Below are 20,133 nucleotides of genomic sequence, written 5' to 3'. Positions count from 1 at the left end.
GTACCGCGTGGACACAGGTGTCCACCCTACGAAACCCGCCTTTGTAGGGTGGACACCTGTGTCCACGCGGTCGCCCCATCAGCGCAGCATCGGCGCCATCGGAGCCGACAACGCCAGCATCACAGCATCCCGAGCGCCCGCTCAATATCCGCAATCAAGTCATCCGGCTCTTCCAGCCCGATATTGAAGCGCACCAGCGTCCCCTTCTCCTGCCAGTCGCGCCGAATCGCCGCCATCTTGTACGGCACCACCAGGCTGTTCGCCCCGCCCCAGCTGTAACCCAGCCCGAACAGTTCCAGCGAATCGACAAAGCGGTCCGTCTGCTCCTCGGCATACCGCTCGTCGAAGATCACCGAGAACAGCCCGCCCGCGCCGGTAAAGTCGCGCTTCCAGTTCTCATGCCCCGGGCATTCCTCGAAGGCCGGGTGCAGCACGCGCACGATCTCCGGCCGCGCCTTCAGCCATGCCGCCACCTTGCGCGCGGCCCGGTCATGGGCCTCGAAGCGCAGCTTCATGGTCGGCAGGCCGCGCATGATCAGGTAGGCGTCGTCCGGGCTGACTCCCAGGCCGAGGCGCATGTGCGCGGTGGCCAGCCTGTCGTGCACGGCGCGGTCGCGCGTGATGACGGTGCCCATCAGCAGGTCCGAGCCGCCCGACTGGTACTTGGTCAGCGCATGCATGACGATGTCGACGCCGAGGTCGAAGCCGCGCAGGGCCAGGCCGGCGGACCAGGTGTTGTCGAGCGCCACCAGCACGCCCTGTTCGTGGGCGGCGGCGCAGATGGCGCGCAGGTCGGGCACTTCCATCGAGACCGAGCCGGGGGCTTCGGTCCAGATCAGCCTGGTGTTCGGCTGGATCAGTTCACGGATGCCGGCGCCGACCATGGGGTCGTAGTAGCGCGCGGTGATGCCGAAGTCCTGTTGCAGCCAGCGGCCCAGTTCGCGGTTGGGGTTGTAGACGTTGTCGGGCAGGAGGACGTCGTCGCCGCTTTTCAGGAAGGCGAAGTCGACCATCGAGATCGCGGACAGGCCGGAGGGGGCGAGCAGGCAGTGCGTGCCGCCTTCGATTTCGGCCAGGCGCGCTTCCAGGGTGAAGGTGGTGGGCGTGCCGTGCAGGCCGTAGGTGTAAGCGGTCTTGTTTTTCCAGTCGCCGGAACGGAGGGCGGCGACGTTTTCGAACAGGACGGTGGAAGCGCGGTGGATGCCGGGTGGGTAGGCGTCGAAGCCGGGCGGCGCGGTGTAGTCGGTGTGGATCAGGGTGGTCTGGAGGGACTTCTTGGTCATGGGGGCCCTTTCGCTATCGGATGCTGGATATGACAATGCCGGCGCTGTTGGTGCTAACAGGGGCCGGCATTATTAAGGTGCTACACGGCGTGGACACAGGTGTCCACCCTACGAAAACCGGGCGCATTTCCGGGCCCGGCTTGGCGATCATTTACGCGACGCTGGCCCACAGGTCGTGGGCGTCGGCCTTGGTGATGACGACGTCGGCGAACTGGCCGACGGCGAGCTTGGTCTTGCCGGGCACCAGCGAGCGCTTGATGTGGACGACGCCGTCGATTTCCGGGGCGTCGGCGCTCGACCTGCCGATGGCTTCGCGCGGATTGACTTCGTCGATGATCACACGCATGGTCTTGCCGACTTTCGCCTGCAGGCGCTTGGCGGAGATTTCTTCCTGCAGCAGCATGACGCGCGCGCGGCGTTCTTCGCGCACTTCTTCCGGCACAGGGTTGTCCAGCAGGTTGGCGGTCGCGCCTTCCACCGGCGAGTAGGCGAAGCAGCCCAGGCGGTCGATCTGCGCTTCGCGCAGGAAGTCCAGCAGGTACTCGAACTCGGCTTCGGTTTCGCCCGGGAAGCCGGCGATGAAAGTCGAGCGGATCGTCAGGTCCGGGTTCATCTTGCGCCAGGCAAGGATGCGGTCCAGGTTCTTTTCGCCGCTGGCCGGACGCTTCATGCGTTTCAGGACGTCCGGGTGCGCGTGCTGCATCGGGATGTCGAGATAAGGCAGCACGTGGCCATCGCCCATCAGCGGGATCGCCTGGTCGACGTGCGGATACGGGTAGACGTAGTGCAGGCGCACCCAAGCGTCGTACTGGCGCGCCAGCTGGCCCAGGGCTTCCACCAGCTGGGTCATGTGGGTCTTGACCGGGCGGCCGTTCCAGAAGCCGGTGCGGAACTTCACGTCCACGCCGTAGGCCGAGGTATCCTGCGAAATGACCAGCAGTTCCTTGACGCCGGCCTTGAACAGGTTTTCCGCTTCGGTCAGCACTTCGTGGATCGGGCGCGAGACCAGGTCGCCGCGCATCGACGGGATGATGCAGAAGCTGCAGCGGTGGTTGCAGCCTTCGGAAATCTTCAGGTAGGCGTAGTGCTTCGGGGTCAGCTTGACGCCGTGGTCCGGCACCAGGTCGATGAAGGGATCGTGCGGCTTCGGCAGGTGGGTGTGGACCGAGTTCATGACTTCGGCCACGGCGTGCGGACCGGTCACGGCCAGCACCTTCGGGTGCACCTTGGTGATGATGTCCTGGCCCGCGGCATCCTTCTTCGCGCCCAGGCAGCCGGTGACGATCACTTTGCCGTTCTCGGCCAGAGCCTCACCGATGGCGTCGAGCGACTCCTGCACCGCGGCATCGATGAAGCCGCAGGTGTTGACGATCACCAGGTCGGCGCCGTCGTAGGACTTGGCGGTCTGGTAGCCCTCGGCACGCAGCTGGGTCAGGATCTGCTCGGAGTCGACCAGCGCCTTCGGGCAGCCGAGCGAAACGAAGCCGACCTTCGGGGCAACGGCGGCGCCGGTGACAGCATCGATACTGGTGGGGAGAGGATTACGACGGAGTTCGGTCATGGAGAAGGACGGCAAATGTTCTGGGCAATCCGCGATTGTACCCGAAGCGGCGCTCCCGGAAAACCGGGGGGCCGTTTTTGCCGTCCGTCGTGGGGCGGAGGTGTTGTTGCGCGGCGCATCGTTGCCGTTCGGGTAACGATGCGCCGGTTCAGAAACGGTGGGGTCATTGATGCCGGGGGCATCGATGACGAACCCACCCTACTTCTTATCGGTGGGCGGCACCGGCGGGAACGGGAAGGCGCTGAACAGGGCCTTGCTCTGGTTCTGCATCTGCTCCTGCATCTGCACGAACAAATTCTTGCTCTGGTCGATGTAGTTGTTCATCATGCCCTGCATCATCGGGCCCTGGACGTTCATGAACTGGGTCCACATTTCCGGGCTGAAGGGCTTGCCTTCCAACGCGCCGGCGGCGTTGCTGGTGAACTTGTTCTGGATGTCGGTGAACGCCTGGACATTCTTTTCCAGGTAAGACCCCATCATGCCCTGCATCGCGTGGCCGTAGTAGCGGATGATCTGGGCCAGCACCGAGCTCGAGAACATCGGCACGCCGTTCGCTTCCTCTTCGAGGATGATCTGCAGCAGGATGCTGCGCGTCAGGTCCTCGTTCGACTTGGCGTCCACCACGGTGAACTCGTCGGCATCCAGCACCAGCTGCTTCACATCCGTCAGGGTGATGTAGGAGCTGGTCTGGGTGTCGTACAGACGACGGTTCGGGTATTTCTTGATCAGGCGTTCAGTACTGTTTTTTGCACTACTCATCTCAAGTTCCATGTGTTGCGCAGGCTTCATCGGCCCCGCTTTTGAATGATGACCATACAGCCGGTATGCACCGGTTCCTGCTGTCTCCGTATTGCTCTACAGGATCAACAATCCGCGATTGTTGGTGCAGGTGCAGCAATTAATGGTTTTACCACCCAATTTATTTCTAAGCAATACCCGCACGCTCATCTGTATCTGCTTAATCGGCACGTACCTTGACGTAACGCCCCGGCGCCGGCTCGGATGGCAGGTATTGCTCGTTGCCGGCTTGGCCCGGCGCCGGCACTTCCGCTCCGCCATTTTCCTGAAGGAAGCGGGCCCATTCCGGCCACCAGCTGCCCTTGTGCTCGACCGCGCCGGCGAACCAGTCCTGCGGCGTGCGCGGACGGGTCTTGCCGTTCTTTTCATTCACCCAGTAACTGCGCTTGCCCTTCGAGGCCGGGTTGATCACGCCGGCGATGTGGCCCGACGCCCCCAGTACGAAGCGGTTCGCCTTGGCCTTTTTCGGGTTCAGCAAATTCATCGAGGCAAAGGCGGCGGTCCAGGGCACGATGTGGTCTTCCTTCGAACCGTAGATGAAGACCGGGGCGTCAATGCGGCCCAGGTCGACCTGCTCGCCGCAGACGGTCAGCTTGCCTGGATGCTTGAGCTTGTTTTCCAGGTAGGTGTTGCGCAGGTACCAGCAGAACATCGGTCCCGGCAGGTTGGTGCTGTCGGCGTTCCAGTACAGCAGATCGAAGGCCGGCGGGGTCTTGCCCTTCAGGTAGTTCTGCTGCACGTAGTTCCAGACCAGGTCGTTCGGGCGCAGGGCCGAGAAGGTGGTGGCCAGGTCGCGGCCCGGCATGATGCCGCCCTTGGCCAGGTTCTGCTCGCGCAGCGCCACCTGGGTTTCGTCGACGAAGACTTCGAGCACGCCGGTGTCGTCGAAGTCGAGCAGCGTGGTCAGCAAGCTGAGGCTGGCCGCCGGCTGCTGGCCGCGCGCCGCCAGCACCGCCAGCGCACTGGCGGCAATCGTGCCGCCGACGCAGAAGCCGAACACGTGGGTCTTCGGCTGGCCGGTGATCTCGCGCACCACGCCGATGGCCTCGATGGCGCCGCGCTCGACGTAGTCGTCCCAGCCCAGCGCACCCATGGACTTGTCCGGGTTACGCCAGGACACCATGAACACGGTATTGCCCTGCTCCACCACGTAGCGGACCACGGAATTTTCCGGCTGCAGATCGAGGATGTAGAACTTGTTGATGCAGGGCGGGATCATCAGCAACGGCACTTCACGCACCGTCGGTGTGGCCGGGCTGTACTGGATCAGCTGGAACAGTTCGTTCTCGTAGACCACCTGGCCCGGTGTGGTGGCGACGTTTACGCCGACCTCGAAGGCCGACTCGTCGGACTGCGAGATGCGGCCCTTCTGCATGTCGGCCAGCATGTTCTGCAAGCCCTGGTTCAGGCTTTCGCCCTTGGTGTCGAGCATCTTCTTCTGCGCTTCCGGGTTCGTCGCCAGGAAGTTCGCCGGCGACATGGCGTCGACCATTTGCTGCACCGCGAAGCGGATCTTCTGGTGTTCGCGCGGCGGCGCCTCGACGGCATCGGCCAGTGCCAGCATGAACTCGGCGTTCAGCAGGTAGGAAGCGGCCGAGAAGGCCGAGAAGGGATTCGCCGTCCATTCGGAAGCGGAGAAGCGGCGGTCGTGCAGCTCGGGGGTTTTGCCGAGCATCATTTCTTGCCAGAGTTTGCCGGCTTTCTGCAAATAGTCCTGGCGCAAGGTTTCCAGGCGGGCCGGCGCAATGCTAACCTGAAAGTCCTTCAGGATACCGGCCAGCGGGTTGGCGCCGAGCGCGGCGCCGTTCAGCGGATTGGCAGGGGCGCCATTCACGGCCGGCATCTTGAGCCACCCTTGCCAGGCCGACGGATCGGTCAGCTGGTTCATCCAGGAAGCGGCAAAAGCGTGGGGGTCGGGCATGTTCATGTCGGCGTCCGTTGTTTAGAATCGGTGGTCAACTGGAGAAAAGCATGTGGATCGTTGCAGTCGGCTGGGCCTATGTCGTCATCCTGATGGCGGCAACCGAAACCTCGGTGATCGCCGGAATTATGACTTTTTTCGGCTATTGCGTGTTGCCCTTGTCTATACTTTTTTATATCGCCGGGGCGGGAAAGCGGCGCCAGCGTCGCGCCGACGCATCGGCTTACTCGACAGCAAGGCCCGGAACCCGGCCTGACGGCGCCGACGCCAGCGTGCCGTTGACGAGCCCGGGCTTCTTCCTGCCCTCCTCCGACAACAGCCATAGCAGCCACTGCGGCAGTGCGGACAGCGGCAGCGGCGGTGACTGCGGCGGCGATGGTGGCGGTGGAGGCGGCGGCGACTGACAGAGTATTGATGACGCCGGCCAGCCTCACTTGAGCCAGATCAAACTCGCCTGGCGCCCCGTCACGCCGTCGCGGCGGTACGAATAAAAACGGTCGCGCTCGGTGGCGGTGCAATGGATGCCGCCGGCAATGCTGGTCACCCCATCGCGTTCCAGCATCAGCCGCGCCAGCGCGAAGATATCGGCCAGGTACTTGCCGCCGAGTTCAGGCTGGCGACGGAAGGCAAAGCCGATGTCCACGCCCGGCAAGGCCGCGGCAAAACTGTCGAACACGTCCTGCCCCACCTCGAAGGCCAGCGGGCCGATCGCCGGCCCCATCCAGGCGGTGATCTCCCCTGCCCCTGCCGCGCGCATCGCCTTCAGGGTTTCTCCCAATACTCCGCCGGCCAGGCCGCGCCAGCCGGCATGCGCCGCACCCACCACCTTGCCGCCACGGTCGGCAAACAGCACCGGCAGGCAGTCGGCGGTGAGGATGGCGCACACCACGCCCGGCTGCACTGCAATGCTGGCGTCACCTACGCGCACCGGCTGGTCCGGGCCGACCGTCGCCGCATCGACCACGCCGTTGCCATGCACCTGCGAAATCCAGGCCGGCCGGCCCGGCAATAAGGCCTGCAGGCGGGCGCGGTTCTCGGCCACAGCCTGCGGGTCGTCGTTGACGTGCAGGCCGAGGTTCAGCCCGCCGCCGCCGAGGCCGTCGTCGTACGGCCCCTGCGACACGCCGCCGGCGCGCGTGGTGGCCAGTGCGCCGATGTTCGCCGGCGCATCCGGCCATTCCGGGACGATCAGGCTGGCCGCGTCCATTACACGGCTTCCGGTTCTTCGATGCCGGCCTGGGCGATCAGTTCGGCAAAGTCGGCGGCCAGCGGCACGATCCATTCGCAGTGCTCGCCCGTGGCCGGGTGCACCAGGCCGAGACGGCGCGCCTGCAGGGCCTGGCGGTGGAACACCGGGCTCAGGTGGGTCTTGCCATACACCGAGTCGCCGACCAGGCCGAAGCCGATCGACAGCATGTGCACGCGGATCTGGTGGGTGCGGCCGGTTTCCAGCGAGCAGCGCACCAGGCTGACCGGACGGCGGTCCAGCATGCCCTCGGCCACGCGCTCGTAGTGGGTGATCGCCGGTTTCGCGCCCATGCCGGTCGAGACCGCCATCTTGACGCGGTCCTTCGGGTGACGGCCCATCGGCGCATCGATGGTGCCCGACAGGTTCGGCGTGCCCCACACCAGCGCAAAGTATTCGCGCTTCACGGTGCGCGCCTGCAATTGGCGCACCAGGTCGGTCTGGGCGGCCAGGGTCTTGCCGACGACCATCAACCCGCTGGTATCCTTGTCGAGGCGGTGCACGATGCCGGCGCGCGGCACCGAGGCCAGTTGCGGGGCATGGTGCAGCAGGCCGTTGAGCAGCGTGCCCGACCAGTTGCCGGCGCCCGGGTGCACGACCAGGCCGGCCGGCTTGTTGATCACCATGATGTGCTCGTCTTCATAAACGATGTTCAGGGCGATTTCTTCGGGCGCAAAGGCGGTGTCCTCGGGCGCCGGCTGCGGCTCGACGACCACGGTTTCGTCGCCGTAGGCGGTGTTCTTGCCGCGTGCCGGCTTGCCGTCGACCAGCACGTGGCCGCCCTCGAACCACAGCTGCAGGCGGCTGCGCGAGAACTGCGGCACCAGCGCGGCGACGACCTTGTCGAGGCGCTGGCCGCAGGCGTCGGCGTCCAGGTGCAGGGTGATTGGAGAAAGGTCGATGCCGGTCGCAGGAGGGAACTCGGCAACGATGTCGTCGTCGAACTCGGGGTCCAGGGGCAATTCCGCCGAATTCGGCGCAGGAGTTAATATCACGTCAGTCCCATCGGCTATAATCAGCCGTTCGTTGAATCTAGGTAAAACTTTTCTGCAAAAAGCTATGCAAAAAAAATTGTTGGTGGTGGTTGCTACGAGTGCCTTGCTGGCCCTGTCCGGTTGCGGCATGTTGCCGTCGAAAACCGACGAGACCCAGAAGTGGTCAGCGGAGAAATTATACGCTGAGGCACGCGAAGAGATGAGCGCCGGCCAGTACGAAGCCGCGATTGCCCTGTTCCAGCGCCTGGAATCGAACTATCCGTTCGGCACCTATGCCACCCAGGCACAGATGGAAATTGCCTACGCCCACTACAAGGCAAAGGACCAGGCCGAAGCGCTGGCTGCGGTCGAGCGCTTCATCAAGCTGCACCCGAACCACCCGCAAGTCGACTACATGTACTACCTGCGCGGCCTGATCAATTTCAATGACCAGATCGGCTTCCTGAGCATCATCTACTCGCAGGACCCGTCGGAGCGCGACCCGCGTGCCACGCGCGAGGCCTTCGCCGCGTTCAAGGCCCTGGTCGACCGCTACCCGAACAGCAAGTACGTGCCGGACGCGGTCGCGCGCCTGAACTACCTGATCAACGCGATGGCCCAGTACGAAGTGCACGTGGCGAACTACTACTTCCGCCGCGGCGCCTACATGGCGGCCCTGAACCGCGCGCAGAGTGCGGTGAGCGACTACAGCGAATCGCCGTCGCGCGAGGAAGCACTGTTCATCATGGTGCGCTCCTACGACAAGCTCGGCATGTTCGACTTGCGCGACGACACCCAGCGCGTGTTGCTGCGCAACTACCCGGAAAGCCGCTTCATCAACCCGAACGCCAGCGGCGATGCGCCGTGGTGGAAGTTCTGGTCGAAGTCGGGTCCGAAGCCGGCGCCGAAGGATGTGGTGGCAAAATAATCACCGCATTGCGGTGATGTGAACATCGTTGGCGCGGGATATGGCCACGGTCCGTAGGGTGGGCACTCCGTGCCCACGCGGAACGATGAGCATTGTTGGCCGTATTCACGGAATATTGTTAGCGGATCGCCCGGCTACGTCCGGTGTCGGGTCCTAATGATGTTATCGAAATGCTGTTTGCACTGCCAACACTGATCAACGTTCCGCGTGGGCACGGAGTGCCCACCTTACGGTTGAAGCCGCGGGCCGAAATTACGCGTCGATCTTGCGCCGGAATACCCAGGTCCGCTCCTTCGATTCCTCCGGCACGAACGCATACCCATCCACATCGAATTCCTTCAATGCCTCCGGATCAGTGACCCCGTTCTCGATCGCATAGCGCGCCATCATCCCACGCGCCCGCTTGGCGTAGAAGGAAATGATCTTGTACTTTCCATTCTTCCAGTCCTCGAACACCGGCGTGATGACCGGGGCGGCGAGCAGCTTGGGCTTGACCGACTTGAAGTACTCTTCCGAGGCCAGGTTGACCAGCGTCGCCGATCCCGTCTTCTCCAGCTCGGCATTCAGGGCGCGCGTGATGGTCTCGCCCCAGAAGGTGTACAAATCCTTGCCGCCCGGATTCGCCAGCTTCGTGCCCATTTCCAGCCGATAGGGATGGATCAGGTCGAGCGGACGCAGCTGGCCGTACAGGCCCGACAGGATACGCAGGTGGCGCTGGGCAAAGGCGATCGCCTCGGGCGGCAGGCTGCGCGCATCGAGTCCGCCATAAACGTCGCCGTCGAAGGCCATCACGGCCTGGTAGCCGTCGGCGTGGTCCGCCGTCCAGCTGGCGTAGCGCGTTACGTTCAGCGCCGCCAAGGCGTCGGAAATGTGCATCAAATCGCCCACCTGGCCGGGCGACAGATCGCGCAGCACGCCGATCAACTGGCCGGCGCGGTCGATGAAATCGGGGAGCGTGTGCTCCCGGGTGGGAGTCGGGGTATCGAGGTCGAGGGATTTGGCAGGCGAAATGACAAGCAGCATAGAAACCTAACAGCGCAAACGCAAAAGCAATTAATATTTCCTATATGATACCCGCTTCCGCACCAACCATCGTCCTCGATACCAATGTCTGCCTGGATCTGTTCGTCTTTCACGACAAACGCTGGGACAGCCTGCTGCATGCGCTCGAGCGTGGCGAGGTCTGCGCCGTCACGCGCGCCGACTGCCGCGACGAATACCGGGTCGTGCTGCACTACCCTCACCTGCCGCTCGACGAAGCCAGCCGCGAACAGGCCGCCACCCGCTTCGACGCCCTGATCGCCGTGGTGGCGCCGGACAGCAAGCCGTTCCGCCTGCCGGTCTGCAGCGACCGCGACGACCAGAAATTCCTGGAACTGGCGCGCGACGCGCAGGCCGCCATCCTGGTCACGAAAGACAAGGCCTTGCTGAAGCTCGGCCGCAAGACCCAGCAGGCCGGCATGTTCCGCATCATGCTGCCTGAAGCCTGGGTCAAGGCGCAGGCGCAAGCCAGCTAGAATAGGCAGTTCGTAGCCAAACCCGCAACCATTCCGGAAGACCATGAGCACTCCCGTACTGCAGTCGCGCCTGCCCGCCGTCGGCGCCACCATCTTCTCCACCATGTCGGCCCTCGCCCTCGAGCATGGCGCCGTGAACCTGGGCCAGGGCTTCCCCGACTTCGGCTGCGATCCGCTGCTGCTCGATTACGTGAACGAGGCCATGCGCGCCGGCCACAACCAGTACCCGCCGATGCCGGGCGTGCCCGCCCTGCGCGAGTCGATCGCCGCCAAGATCGGGCGCCTGTATGGCCGTGCCTACGACGCCAGCACCGAGATCACCGTCACCGCCGGCGCCACCCAGGCGCTCACCACCGCCATCCTGTGCTGCGTGCATCCCGGCGACGAAGCCATCGTCATCGAACCGGCCTACGACAGCTATTCTCCGGCGATCGCCCTGGCCGGGGGCGTGGCGGTGCCGGTCTGCATGGAAATCGGCCCGGATGGCTACAGCGTGCCCTGGGACAGGCTGGCCGCCGCCGTCACGCCGCGCACCCGCCTGATCGTGATCAACTCGCCGCACAACCCGACCGGTTCGATCCTGCGCGGCGCCGACCTCGAACGCCTGGCGCAGATCGTGGCCGGTACCGATATCCTGATCCTGTCGGACGAGGTCTACGAGCACATGGTCTACGACGGCGGGCGCCACGCCTCGGTGGCCAGCCACCCGGTGCTGGCCGAGCGCGCCTTCGTGGTGTCGAGCTTCGGCAAGACGTATCACGTGACCGGCTGGAAGGTGGGCTATGTCGCCGCGCCGGCGCCGCTCAGCGCGGAATTTCGCAAGCTGCACCAGTACAACGTGTTCACCGTGAACACGCCGATGCAGCACGGGCTGGCGCGCTACATGGCCGATCCGGCGCCCTACCTGGAACTGCCGGCCTTCTACCAGCGCAAGCGCGACCTGTTCCGCGCCGGCCTGGCCGACACCCGCCTGCGCCTGCTGCCGGCCGACGGCACCTATTTCCAGTGCGTCGACTACAGCGCCATCTCCGATCTGCCGGAAGCCGAGTTCGCGCAGTGGCTCACGGGCGAATGCAAGGTGGCTGCGATTCCGGTCTCGGCCTTCTACAGCCAGGTCCGGGAATCGGGCATCGTCCGCTTCTGCTTTGCCAAGCAGGACGATACCCTGCAGCTGGCGCTGGCGCGGCTGGCGCGCCTGTAGATGCCGGCCGTGCGAAGAACCGCCGCGCCGCGCCAATCGCGCGCTAGCCCTTGTCTGGCCCGTCCGGTTTGCCCAGTTTGGCCAGGATGCTGGCGATGATGCCCAGCGTGCCGATCGTTGCCATGAATGCGTCCAGCATGATGTCTCCCTTCGGTTAGTGCCCCAGCAGCGCGGGTGCGTAGGTCTTGGCGAAAAAGGCCGCCGTGATGCAGGAGGTGGCCAGCAAGGTGACGGCGCGCACCACGTCGGCAGGCGCGCGGCGGCCCAGCCAGGCGCCGCCATAGCCGCCGGTCAGCGCGCCGGCCAGCATGCCCAGGGTGGCCGGCCAGTGCACGGCATCGGCCAGCACGAAGGCCAGCACGGCCACCGTGTTCGCCGCGCTCACCAGCAGCGTGCGCGGCGCGTTCAGCTGTTAAAGTCGCGCCGGTCGAGCAGGCCCCAGACCGCCAGCATCATGATGCCGACCGCACCGCCGAAATAACCGCCATACACGCCCAGCCCGAACTGGATCGCCAGCACGGCAGGCGCGCGGATGCGCCAGCGCGCGCGCAGGGCGTCGCCGATGCGCCGCCCGCAGGCCAAGGCCAGCAACGCCACCAGCAGCAGCCAGGGCAACACGAAACGGAATGCGGTCGCCGGCGTATGCAGCAGCAACAGCGCCCCGATCAGGCCGCCCGCCAGCGTCGTCCCCAGCAGCGCGCGCAGCGGCACGCCGCCAATCGGACCCAGGCCATCGCGGTAGGCCCAGGCGCTTGCCAGCCCGCCCGGGAACAGCGCCACCGTACTCGAAGTATTCGCCTGTACCGGAGGCACGCCCGCCATCATCAGGGCCGGCAGGCTGACGAAGGAACCGCCGCCGGCCAGCGCATTCATGGCACCCGCCAGGATGCCGGCGGAAAAGGTAAGAAAGATCGTGTCCATGGCAGCCATCCTAGTCGTGGCCAGCACCGTAGGCAATCTGGCAATTCCGGTGCTAGACTTCGGTTTTAACGAAGGCAGGAGCATCGACATGCGGTTCGACCTGGTGGATTTGCGGCTCTTCCTGAGCGTGGTGGAATGCGGCAGCCTGACGCACGGCGCCCGCGCGATGCACCTGGCGCTGGCCTCGGTCAGCGAGCGTATCGCGGGCATGGAAGAAGTGCTCGGCGCGCCCCTGCTGGAGCGCAACCGGCGCGGCGTGCGCCCCACGCCCGCGGGCGAGGCGCTGGTGCGGCACGCACGCTCCATCCTGGAAGGGGTCGAGCAGATGCGCGGCGAGATGCGCACCTATGCCACGGGATTGAAGGGCCGCATCCGGCTGCTGTCGAACACGGCCGCCATGGCCGGCTTCCTGCCGCCCCGGCTATGCCGTTTCCTGGCCGCGCATCCCGACCTGGCGATCGACCTCGACGAGCGGCCCAGCGTGGAGATCGTCCAGGCCCTGGTCGACAAGCGCGCCGACATGGGCGTGGTGGCGGACATCACGGAATTGACGACCCTGCAGGCCCACCCGATCGCCAGCGACCAGCTGGTGGTGGTGGCAGGCCATGCGCACCGGCTGGCGCGGCAGGCGGGCGTGGCCTTTGCCGACATCCTGTCCGAGCCGATCGTCGGCATGGCGGACACCGCACTCGAAACCCACCTGGCCGAACGCGCCGCGCGCCTGGGACGCCAGCTGGACTACCGCATCCAGTTGCGCACGAGCGACCATGTGGCGATGTATGTCGAGGCGGGCATCGGCGTATCGATCATGTCGGCGGCGCTGGCCGCGACCATCCGGCGCGACCTGGCGATTTTGCCGCTGGCCGAAGCCTGGGCCGCGCGCCGGCTGTATTTGTGCGCGCGCGATTTCGCGGCCTTGCCTCCGCATGCCGGCCTGCTGGCGCGCCAGCTGATGCAGGAGGCCGGCTAGCGCGCTACCTGCTGCAGCTTGCGCTCGACAAAGCCCTGCAGTTCGCCCGACAGCGTTCCCGATGCCTGGGCTCGGCGGTAGGCGTCGGCCGCCTCGGCGTTGCGCTTCTCGGCCTGCAGCGACAGGCCCAGCCCCATCCACCATACGCCGTTGTTCGGCGCGCCGCGCAGCGCGGCAGTGTACTGGTCGATCGCCTCGCGGTGACGGCCCTGGCGTTGCAGGGCGCCGGCCAGGAAGCCCTGGTATTCGCCATTGCCGCTGGCGTAAGGCAGGGTGCGCAGCAGGGTCTCGATGCCGTTGCCGCCGCGTTCGATCTGCAGGCGCGCCAACAGCATCGCCATGGCCGGCTGGCGCGCATCCAGCGCCAGCGCGCCCTGCAGCTCCAGTACGGCCTCGTCGCTGCGCTTGTTCTCGACCAGCAGGCCGACCAGGGTCTGGCGCGCGGTGTCGTGGCGCGGGTTGATGCCCAGGGTTTGCTGCAGGCCGGCGATGGCTTCGCTGACGCGGCCTTCCTGCAGGCTGGCCAGGGCGCGGCGATAGGTATTGTCGGCGCGCTGGACACCGGTTTCGCTGCGGCCCTGGGCGCCGCTCGCGGGCACAGCGGGCGCAGCGGGCACCGCAGGGGCCTCGGCAGCGATGGCGCCAGCCGCGCTTTCCCTGCGCTTCAGGGCCGCGACCCAGGCCGCGTCACGGCGCGCGGTGACGGCCGCCCGGTCCTGCTCGGCGCGCAAGCGGCTTTCGGCGGCAGCGCGTTCGGCGGCGGGCAGCGCGGCAATGCGGGCTGTTTCGGCGGCCCAGCGGCGCGCCAGGCGGGCCTGCTCGGCCTGGGCACGGGCATTCGCCTCGGCCCAGGTAGTGGTCGAAGGCGTGCTGGCCGGTGCGCGCTGCACTGTCGCGGGAGCGGCAGCCTCGGCACGCTTGCGCTGCGGCGCCGCTTCGGATTCGGCTGCGCGCGGCGCCGGCCCAGGGTCGGCCGGGGCGGCGGGTGCGGCCGTGTCGGCGGCTGGCGCCACCTCGGCCACGGCAACCGGCGCAGGGTCGGCCGGGGCCGGCGCCGCAGGCTGCGGCGTCACGACGGCCACCGGCTTCGCATCGAAGCTCTTGCCCTTCAGCGGCAACATCATCCAGCCGGTCACGCCGAGCGCCACCGCGATCAGGCCGGCGGTGATGGCGGCAATCCGCCGCTTCGAGCGCAGCGCCGCTTCCGGCGCCACCGGCTTCACGTCGGACGAGATTTCCCCGCTGCGCGCATTGCCGCGCGCGTCGAGGTCCTGCAGCATTTTATTTATCAGGCTCATCGTACAAAGGTCCAGGCAAGTCCTGCGGCCATCGCGGCCAGTGCGCCAACGCCGGCCAGCCAGGGCCAGGCGCGGCCCCGCGCCGCCAGGGTGTCCGCTGCGGCGGCGGCCACGTGCGCGCCCGTTACCTGCTGGCGTCCCTGGCCGTAGCACAGCATCAGCGCCTTGTGGGCAAGGATGTTCACCAGGCGCGGGATGCCGCCGCTGGCGCGGTACAAACGGGAGATGGCGGACGCGGAAAACAGGCGCGCCCCGCCGAAGCCGGCCACGCGCAGGCGGTGCGCCACGTAGTAATCGAGGTCGTCGCGCCCCAGCGGGCCGAGGTGGTAGTGGAAGGTGATGCGCTGGGCCAGCTGGCGGATCGCATCGAGCTCCAGCTTGCGGTTCAGTTCCGGCTGGCCGAACAGCACGATCTGCAGCAGCTTGCGCTTCTCGGTTTCCAGGTTCGTCAGCAGGCGCAGCGCTTCCATGGTCTCGAGCGGCAGCGCCTGGGCTTCGTCGATGCACAGCAGCACGCGCTTGTCCTGGCCCGCCAGGCGCAGCAGGTGGTGGGTGATGGTCTTCAGGAGCTGGTGCTGGTCCACCTCGCGGTCCAGCGACAGTTCCAGCTCGTCGGCCAGGGCCAGCATCAGGCTGCGCGGTTCCAGGTAGGGATTCGGGATGTAGGCAGTGATGAAATCCTCGCCCAGGGTCGCCATGAACTTGCGGCACAACAGGGTCTTGCCGGTACCGACCTCCCCCGTGATCTTGATAAAGCCTTCGCCGCTGCGCGCCGCGACCAGCAGGGTGTTGAGCGCTTCCTGCGAGCGCGGGCTGCCAAAAAAGAAACTCGTGTCCGGCGTGATCCCGAACGGCAGCTCGCGCAGGCCGAAATGCGCTTCGTACATCAGCGGCGCTCCAGCTGGCGCGGATCGAGCTGGTCGATGCGGCGCGTGGCGTCCAGCAGGTCCTGGTTCCAGCTGTTGGCGCTGTCGACGATGGTCGGCTTGATCAGCACCACCAGCTCGCGCTTCTGGTTGACCTTGTTCTTGTTGCGGAACAGCGCGCCCAGCACCGGCACGCGGCCGGCGCCCGGCAGCTGGCTGGTGTCGTCGGTCGAGGCCTGGCGCATCAGGCCGCCGATGGCCACCACCTGGCCGTCCTGGCCGCGGACAATACTGTCCAGTTCCGAGGTGCTCGACGCCGCCAGCGGCAGGCTCAGGTTGCCGGCCGATCCCAGGTTCACGCCCTTGGTCACGGTGCTGACCTGGCTGACCGACGGGTGCACGTGCAGCAAAATGTTGCCGGCGTCGTCGATCTGCGGCGTCACGTCCAGCACCACGCCCGAGAAGAAGGGCTGCAGGGTCACGCTTGGCGTGACGGTGTCGCCGGTGGCGTTGCTGGTGATGTTGGTCTGCACGCCGGTCACGTAGAACTCGTCGGTGCCGATCTTCAGCACGGCCTTCTGGTTGTTCACCGCCGCGATGCGCGGGCTGGACAGCACGTGCACCGTACCCTGCTGCTCGAGGAAGGAAATCAGCGCCGCGAAGTTATTCGTCTGCACCGCCAGGCCGAACAGCGAGCCGGCGGCGTTCGCCGCGTTCGACAGCGAAAAGCCGGTGCTGGCCGCCAGGCCCGTGCCGTTGGCGATCACCGGCGGCTGGCCGCCGGTGTAGGGCAGCGGCGCCAGGCCGGTGCCCGGCGAGATCAGGCCGCCGGAGACGCGGTTCGGGTGCGAGCTCTTGATCGAGGCGAACGAGGCCCAGTTGATACCGCTCTGGAACTGGTCGTTCAGTTCCACTTCCAGGATCTTCGCTTCCAGGATCACCTGGCGGTCCACCGAGAGCTGGGTCGCCTTCAGGTAGGCGTCGACGTTGCGCAGTTCTTCCGGCATGGCGCGGATCACGATCACGCCCGACTGCGGGCTGACCACCAGGCTGCGCCCGCCCTGCTTGCCGCCGACGATGGCTTCCAGCGACAGCGCCAGGTCGCGCCAGAAGTCGTTGTTCGAGATCGTGTTGACGTCGCTGCTCTGGACCCCGTAGCCGTTCTGGCCGTTCGGGTCGTTCGGGTTATTGTTGTTATTGTTGTTGCGGTTGTTCTGGTTGTTCTGGTTGTTGTTGCCGGAGCCCTGGTTGTTACCGTTGCCGTTGTTGTTGTTGCCGGCATCGGACACCGAGGTCGACGTCACGCGCAGGTTCGAGCTGCCGCTGCGGTTGCCGACCAGGTAGTTCACGCGGAACATGCGGGTCTGCATGGTCAGCGGGCGAATGGTTACGCGGGTGCCGTCGATCTTGTAGTCGTAGCCATACATGTCGCGGATCGCGTCCAGGGTCTCGACCAGGGTCACGTCCTTCAGGTTGGCGGAAATACTGCCGCTGACCTCGGGATGCACCACCATGTTGTAGCGGGTGCCGGCCACGATCGAGCGGAAGAACTGCTGCGCCGGCACGTTGTTGAAGGCGACGTTGAAGCGTTCCTCCAGGGCCGGGCGCGCCTTCGGCAGCTCGCGCGCCAGGGTGGCGGCCGGCGGCAGCAGCGCATCGGCGACGGCGTCGCCGGTCGCTGGCGTGCCGGGCGCCGGCGCGCTGGCAGCGCTGGCCTTGGCCACCTCGCGCTTGATGGTGTCGTAGGTGGCGTGCGGCGGCGTAGCCTGGCAACCGGCCAGGAAGGCGGCGCCGAGGAGCAAGGTGGAATTGAGGGTACGTTTGTTCATCGTCATCTTGGTTTCAGTCCTTGCGGGCGCGTTCGATGCCGCCGGCCGGCAGCGCGTTTCCAGGCGCATTCAGTTTCAGCACGCGACGTTCGCTCCCGCGCACCAGCTCGACTTCGTTCGGGGTCATGCGCGCCACGCGCGCGCCCCTGTAGCTGTCGCCGAGACGCACCGTCTCGCCGTCGATCACGGCCACGTGGCGCCCGCCGGGCTGGCGCGCGATCAGGATCGATTGCAGCTGCGGCCCGCTTGATGCCGGAGCTGCCGCGCGTGTGCCGGCGCCGCCCGGAACCAGGACGGCCGGCGGCCGGGTCGGGTCGCGCAGGGCTTGCGCGGCGGCCGGCAGGCAGGAGGCAGCCGCCGCCAGCGCGAACACGGCGAGACAGGCGCGCTTCATAGCTTCATCCATTTGCGGTCCAGGCTCAGGGTGTACAGGGTCAGCGTCAGGCGCGAGGCCGGCCAGGTTTCCGCCTCGAGTTGCGCGCGGCCCCAGAACAGCTGGGTCGGCAAGCCTTCCAGCGCGTTCATGTAGGCGATCATGTCGAGGTAATTGCCGCGCACGGTGATTTCCACGCCATGGCGGTAGAGCAGGCCGGCGCTGCCGGGCTCGGCTTGAGCCTGGGCAGCCGGCGCCGGGGCCGGGGCCGGGGCCGGGGCCGCATTGGGCGCCGAGCCTGCCGCGCGGCGGCCCGCTTCGAGCACCGATTCCACCGGCAGCGTGCGCACCGACACCAGGGTCAGGCGGCCGTTCGCGCGCAGGATGCTGTCGAGCAGCGGCGCCATGCGCTCGGGCGCCACCAGGCCGTTCTGCATCGCGCGCAGCTGCCCGCTGAGTTCCTCGGTTTCCCGGCGCACCGCGGCCAGGCGGGTGCGCACCGCCGCGTCCGGGTCGTTCTGGGCCGCTTCCACGCGCGCGCGGATCTCGTTGTCGATGCCTTCGATGTTGTTCTGCTGCTGGGTGATCTGGGCGTTCAGCGCGTCCTGCTTGCGCAGCTGCGGGCCGAGCGCGAAGAAGTGCATCAGGAAGACGATGGCGGCGGCGCAGGCCGCGAACACCATGATGCGCTCGCGCAGGCTGAGGGCATCGACGCGCGTGGCCAGCTTGATCCATTGTTGTTTCATGTGCGCGGCGCCTCGGTGTTCGATTGCAGGCTGAATTCGACGTAGGGGGCCGGGCCGGCAGGTGCTGCAGATACTGCGGACGCCGGCGCCCCGGCCTGCGGCTCGCGCGCCCCTTCCGAAATCTGCAGGCTGCCGAAGCCCTTGCCCTGCATGACCGGCTCGCGCGTCAGGCGGGTCAGGAAGCCCGGCACGCTTTCCGGATCGAGGGCGCGGCCGCGCACGCCGATGTCGGTGCCGGCGCCGGTGATCGTCAGCCCGGTCAGCCACAGGCCGTCCACGTGCTGGCGCGCCAGCGCGCGGAAGTATTCCGCATAGCCGCGCGTGTTGCCCAGCTCCCCGCCCTGCAGCACGCCGGACACCTCGCGCAGGGTGGCGAGCTGGCGCTCGGCTTCCTGCACCGCCTCGACCAGGGCCGGGTCTTTCTGGCGCGGCGGGAATTCCGCGTTCACGGCCAGCAGCCGCGCCTGGCGCGCCTGCAGCTGGACGGCGCCGGCGTCGGCCTGCTTCTGCAGCGCCGACACGCGCGCACTGCCGTACAGCCCCATCGCCACCACGCCGAGCACCAGCACGCCCAGGGCCTGGGCCATGGTGCGGGTCGAGAAGATCTTCTTCTGCTGCAGGAAGATCGGATTGAACAGGTTGATCTGCTGGCTCACAGCACCGTCTCCTCATGGCGCAGGGCCGCGCCGAGCGGCACCAGGAAGCGCTGCTGCAGGGCCTTGTCGGCCAGTTCCGGCGCGCGCGCGAAGTCGAAGAGCGCGGCCAGGTCGAGGGTATCGACCGGCATGTAGAGGTTGCTCGACAGGTATTCTTCGAGCCCGGTCACGCTGGAGGGGGCCAGCACCAGCTTGGCCACGCTGATGAAGGAATACTGGCGCTCGAAGTTGTCGAGCGAGCGTTGCAGTTCCAGCGTGATGCGGTCGAAGCCGGCGTGCTTGCGGTCGTGGTCGGCATCGAGCAGTTGTTCGAGCGCGATGTCGATGCGGCGCGTCAGGTACAGCTCGCCCTTGTACGACACGGTCAGCAGGCCGCCGTCTTCGCCGAACGAGAGCATGGCAACGCCGCGGCCCGCCGGCTCGACCATCTTCGCGATGTTCCGCTGCGCCATTTCGGGAATGTCGATCACGGCCATGTCGATCTTCGCACCGCTGAACAGTTTCTGGCGCCCTTCGATGATGCTGTTGCGCGCGGCGACGGCGAACATCGAGTGCTGGGCGCGGGTAGCGGCACCGGCGTCGACCGGCAGGTCGAGCACGTCGATGGTGGCGTCGTCGATGTGGAAGTCGAGCATGTCCTTCAGGCGCCAGCGCACCGCCGTCTTCAGTTCGTCGGCCGCCACGTTGGGCGCGTCGACCGCCAGCATCTGGTATTCGCCGGCCGCGAGCACGGTGCTGCACTGGTAGGCGTTGGCGTGCAGGTCGCGGCCCAGCTTTTCCAGCAGCTCCGGCGTGACCTTACCCTGGTAAAACACCGCCTGGCGCACTTGCGGACGGATGTCCGGCGCGGTCTGCATGCTGACGGCGGCAATGCCGTCGCGCTGCAGGCTGATCGCCAGCCACCCTTCTCTTTTCTTTGCTCTTCTAAAAAAACGCATGCGGGTCCGGTTCGATGTTGACACTGGCTTCAGGTGTTGCCGAAGGTGTCGCCAATAAAGGCTTGATTATATTCAAGTACGGAAACAAAGCGATACAAATTAATCGC

Annotated in this window: 19 protein-coding genes and 1 pseudogene; 5 read left to right on the top strand and 15 right to left on the bottom strand. The window is 66.5% G+C overall.

Annotation, left to right across the window (positions count from 1 at the left end; translation table 11 throughout):
- Nucleotides 1-119: 119 nt before the first annotated feature.
- From LK540_RS02125 to phaC, 4 genes are all read right to left on the bottom strand, one after another.
- Entirely contained in the window at nucleotides 120-1,283 is a 1,164-nt protein-coding gene (locus LK540_RS02125) for a cystathionine beta-lyase (RefSeq protein ID WP_229435375.1), read from the bottom strand.
- A gap of 151 nt (nucleotides 1,284-1,434) precedes the next feature.
- Complete coding sequence (rimO, locus tag LK540_RS02120; protein ID WP_229435374.1) at nucleotides 1,435-2,844, bottom strand: 30S ribosomal protein S12 methylthiotransferase RimO; 1,410 nt, start codon at nucleotides 2,842-2,844, stop codon at nucleotides 1,435-1,437.
- A gap of 198 nt (nucleotides 2,845-3,042) precedes the next feature.
- Nucleotides 3,043-3,603 carry a polyhydroxyalkanoate synthesis repressor PhaR gene (gene phaR, locus LK540_RS02115; protein WP_229435373.1) on the bottom strand — a complete coding sequence of 187 codons (561 nt, stop codon included), beginning with the start codon at nucleotides 3,601-3,603 and terminating at the stop codon, nucleotides 3,043-3,045.
- 199 nt (nucleotides 3,604-3,802) lie between these two features.
- Nucleotides 3,803-5,569 (bottom strand): class I poly(R)-hydroxyalkanoic acid synthase, encoded by a 1,767-nt coding sequence (gene phaC / locus LK540_RS02110; protein WP_229435372.1) that lies wholly within the window; start codon nucleotides 5,567-5,569, stop codon nucleotides 3,803-3,805.
- A gap of 44 nt (nucleotides 5,570-5,613) precedes the next feature.
- Between phaC and LK540_RS02105 the strand changes: the two genes are divergently transcribed.
- Nucleotides 5,614-5,967 (top strand): hypothetical protein, encoded by a 354-nt coding sequence (locus LK540_RS02105; RefSeq protein WP_229435371.1) that lies wholly within the window; start codon nucleotides 5,614-5,616, stop codon nucleotides 5,965-5,967.
- A 26-nt stretch (nucleotides 5,968-5,993) separates the two neighbouring features.
- On the opposite strand, the gene pgeF is transcribed toward LK540_RS02105, so the two are convergent.
- Both pgeF and LK540_RS02095 read right to left on the bottom strand, forming a co-directional pair.
- Nucleotides 5,994-6,770 (bottom strand): peptidoglycan editing factor PgeF, encoded by a 777-nt coding sequence (pgeF, locus tag LK540_RS02100; RefSeq protein WP_229435370.1) that lies wholly within the window; start codon nucleotides 6,768-6,770, stop codon nucleotides 5,994-5,996.
- Nucleotides 6,770-7,804, bottom strand: coding sequence for an RluA family pseudouridine synthase (locus tag LK540_RS02095; protein WP_229435369.1), 1,035 nt, complete (start codon nucleotides 7,802-7,804; stop codon nucleotides 6,770-6,772). The genes pgeF and LK540_RS02095 overlap by 1 nt, the downstream gene beginning before the upstream one ends.
- Nucleotides 7,805-7,868: 64 nt before the next feature.
- Here LK540_RS02095 and LK540_RS02090 point away from each other — a divergent pair, with 64 nt between their 5' ends.
- A complete protein-coding gene (locus LK540_RS02090) occupies nucleotides 7,869-8,711 on the top strand; it encodes an outer membrane protein assembly factor BamD (protein WP_229435368.1) in 843 nt (280 codons plus the stop codon).
- Nucleotides 8,712-8,963: 252 nt separating this feature from the next.
- On the opposite strand, the gene yaaA is transcribed toward LK540_RS02090, so the two are convergent.
- On the bottom strand, nucleotides 8,964-9,734 hold the full coding sequence (gene yaaA / locus LK540_RS02085; protein WP_229435367.1) for a peroxide stress protein YaaA: 771 nt from the start codon (nucleotides 9,732-9,734) through the stop codon (nucleotides 8,964-8,966).
- Between the two features lie 44 nt (nucleotides 9,735-9,778).
- On the opposite strand from yaaA, the gene LK540_RS02080 reads away from it, so the two are divergent.
- Both LK540_RS02080 and LK540_RS02075 read left to right on the top strand, forming a co-directional pair.
- Nucleotides 9,779-10,228, top strand: coding sequence for a putative toxin-antitoxin system toxin component, PIN family (locus LK540_RS02080; RefSeq protein WP_229435366.1), 450 nt, complete (start codon nucleotides 9,779-9,781; stop codon nucleotides 10,226-10,228).
- Between the two features lie 43 nt (nucleotides 10,229-10,271).
- Complete coding sequence (locus tag LK540_RS02075; protein WP_229435365.1) at nucleotides 10,272-11,429, top strand: pyridoxal phosphate-dependent aminotransferase; 1,158 nt, start codon at nucleotides 10,272-10,274, stop codon at nucleotides 11,427-11,429.
- 154 nt (nucleotides 11,430-11,583) lie between these two features.
- Here the strand turns inward: LK540_RS02075 and LK540_RS02070 are convergent.
- Nucleotides 11,584-12,350, bottom strand: a pseudogene (locus LK540_RS02070) (sulfite exporter TauE/SafE family protein).
- An 88-nt stretch (nucleotides 12,351-12,438) separates the two neighbouring features.
- Between LK540_RS02070 and LK540_RS02065 the strand changes: the two are divergent.
- Nucleotides 12,439-13,320: a LysR substrate-binding domain-containing protein gene (locus LK540_RS02065; protein ID WP_229435910.1), complete on the top strand. Its 882-nt coding sequence runs from the start codon at nucleotides 12,439-12,441 to the stop codon at nucleotides 13,318-13,320.
- Here LK540_RS02065 and LK540_RS02060 read toward each other — a convergent pair.
- Genes LK540_RS02060 through pilM form a run of 7 tightly spaced genes read right to left on the bottom strand, consistent with a single transcriptional unit; the run spans nucleotide 13,317 to nucleotide 20,026 of the window.
- A complete protein-coding gene (locus LK540_RS02060; protein ID WP_229435364.1) occupies nucleotides 13,317-14,618 on the bottom strand; it encodes a tetratricopeptide repeat protein in 1,302 nt (433 codons plus the stop codon). The two genes, LK540_RS02065 and LK540_RS02060, sit on opposite strands and share 4 nt — an antisense overlap.
- Nucleotides 14,615-15,505 (bottom strand): ExeA family protein, encoded by an 891-nt coding sequence (locus tag LK540_RS02055; RefSeq protein ID WP_229435363.1) that lies wholly within the window; start codon nucleotides 15,503-15,505, stop codon nucleotides 14,615-14,617. The genes LK540_RS02060 and LK540_RS02055 overlap by 4 nt, the downstream gene beginning before the upstream one ends.
- Nucleotides 15,505-17,319: a pilus (MSHA type) biogenesis protein MshL gene (gene mshL, locus LK540_RS02050; protein WP_374041308.1), complete on the bottom strand. Its 1,815-nt coding sequence runs from the start codon at nucleotides 17,317-17,319 to the stop codon at nucleotides 15,505-15,507. Before mshL ends, LK540_RS02055 begins: the two co-directional genes overlap by 1 nt.
- Before the next feature lie 7 nt (nucleotides 17,320-17,326).
- Complete coding sequence (locus LK540_RS02045; protein ID WP_229435361.1) at nucleotides 17,327-17,719, bottom strand: hypothetical protein; 393 nt, start codon at nucleotides 17,717-17,719, stop codon at nucleotides 17,327-17,329.
- Nucleotides 17,704-18,432: a hypothetical protein gene (locus LK540_RS02040; protein ID WP_229435360.1), complete on the bottom strand. Its 729-nt coding sequence runs from the start codon at nucleotides 18,430-18,432 to the stop codon at nucleotides 17,704-17,706. The genes LK540_RS02045 and LK540_RS02040 overlap by 16 nt, the downstream gene beginning before the upstream one ends.
- Nucleotides 18,429-19,088 (bottom strand): PilN domain-containing protein, encoded by a 660-nt coding sequence (locus tag LK540_RS02035; protein WP_229435359.1) that lies wholly within the window; start codon nucleotides 19,086-19,088, stop codon nucleotides 18,429-18,431. Before LK540_RS02035 ends, LK540_RS02040 begins: the two co-directional genes overlap by 4 nt.
- Nucleotides 19,085-20,026: a type IV pilus biogenesis protein PilM gene (pilM, locus tag LK540_RS02030; RefSeq protein ID WP_229435358.1), complete on the bottom strand. Its 942-nt coding sequence runs from the start codon at nucleotides 20,024-20,026 to the stop codon at nucleotides 19,085-19,087. The genes LK540_RS02035 and pilM overlap by 4 nt, the downstream gene beginning before the upstream one ends.
- Nucleotides 20,027-20,133 lie beyond the last annotated feature (107 nt).

Origin of the sequence: Massilia sp. IC2-278 (assembly GCF_020708045.1) — a bacterium.
Taxonomy (GTDB): domain Bacteria; phylum Pseudomonadota; class Gammaproteobacteria; order Burkholderiales; family Burkholderiaceae_D; genus Telluria.
The sequence above is the reverse complement of the archived record's forward strand: the minus strand, read 5'-3'. Positions and strand labels throughout refer to the sequence as shown.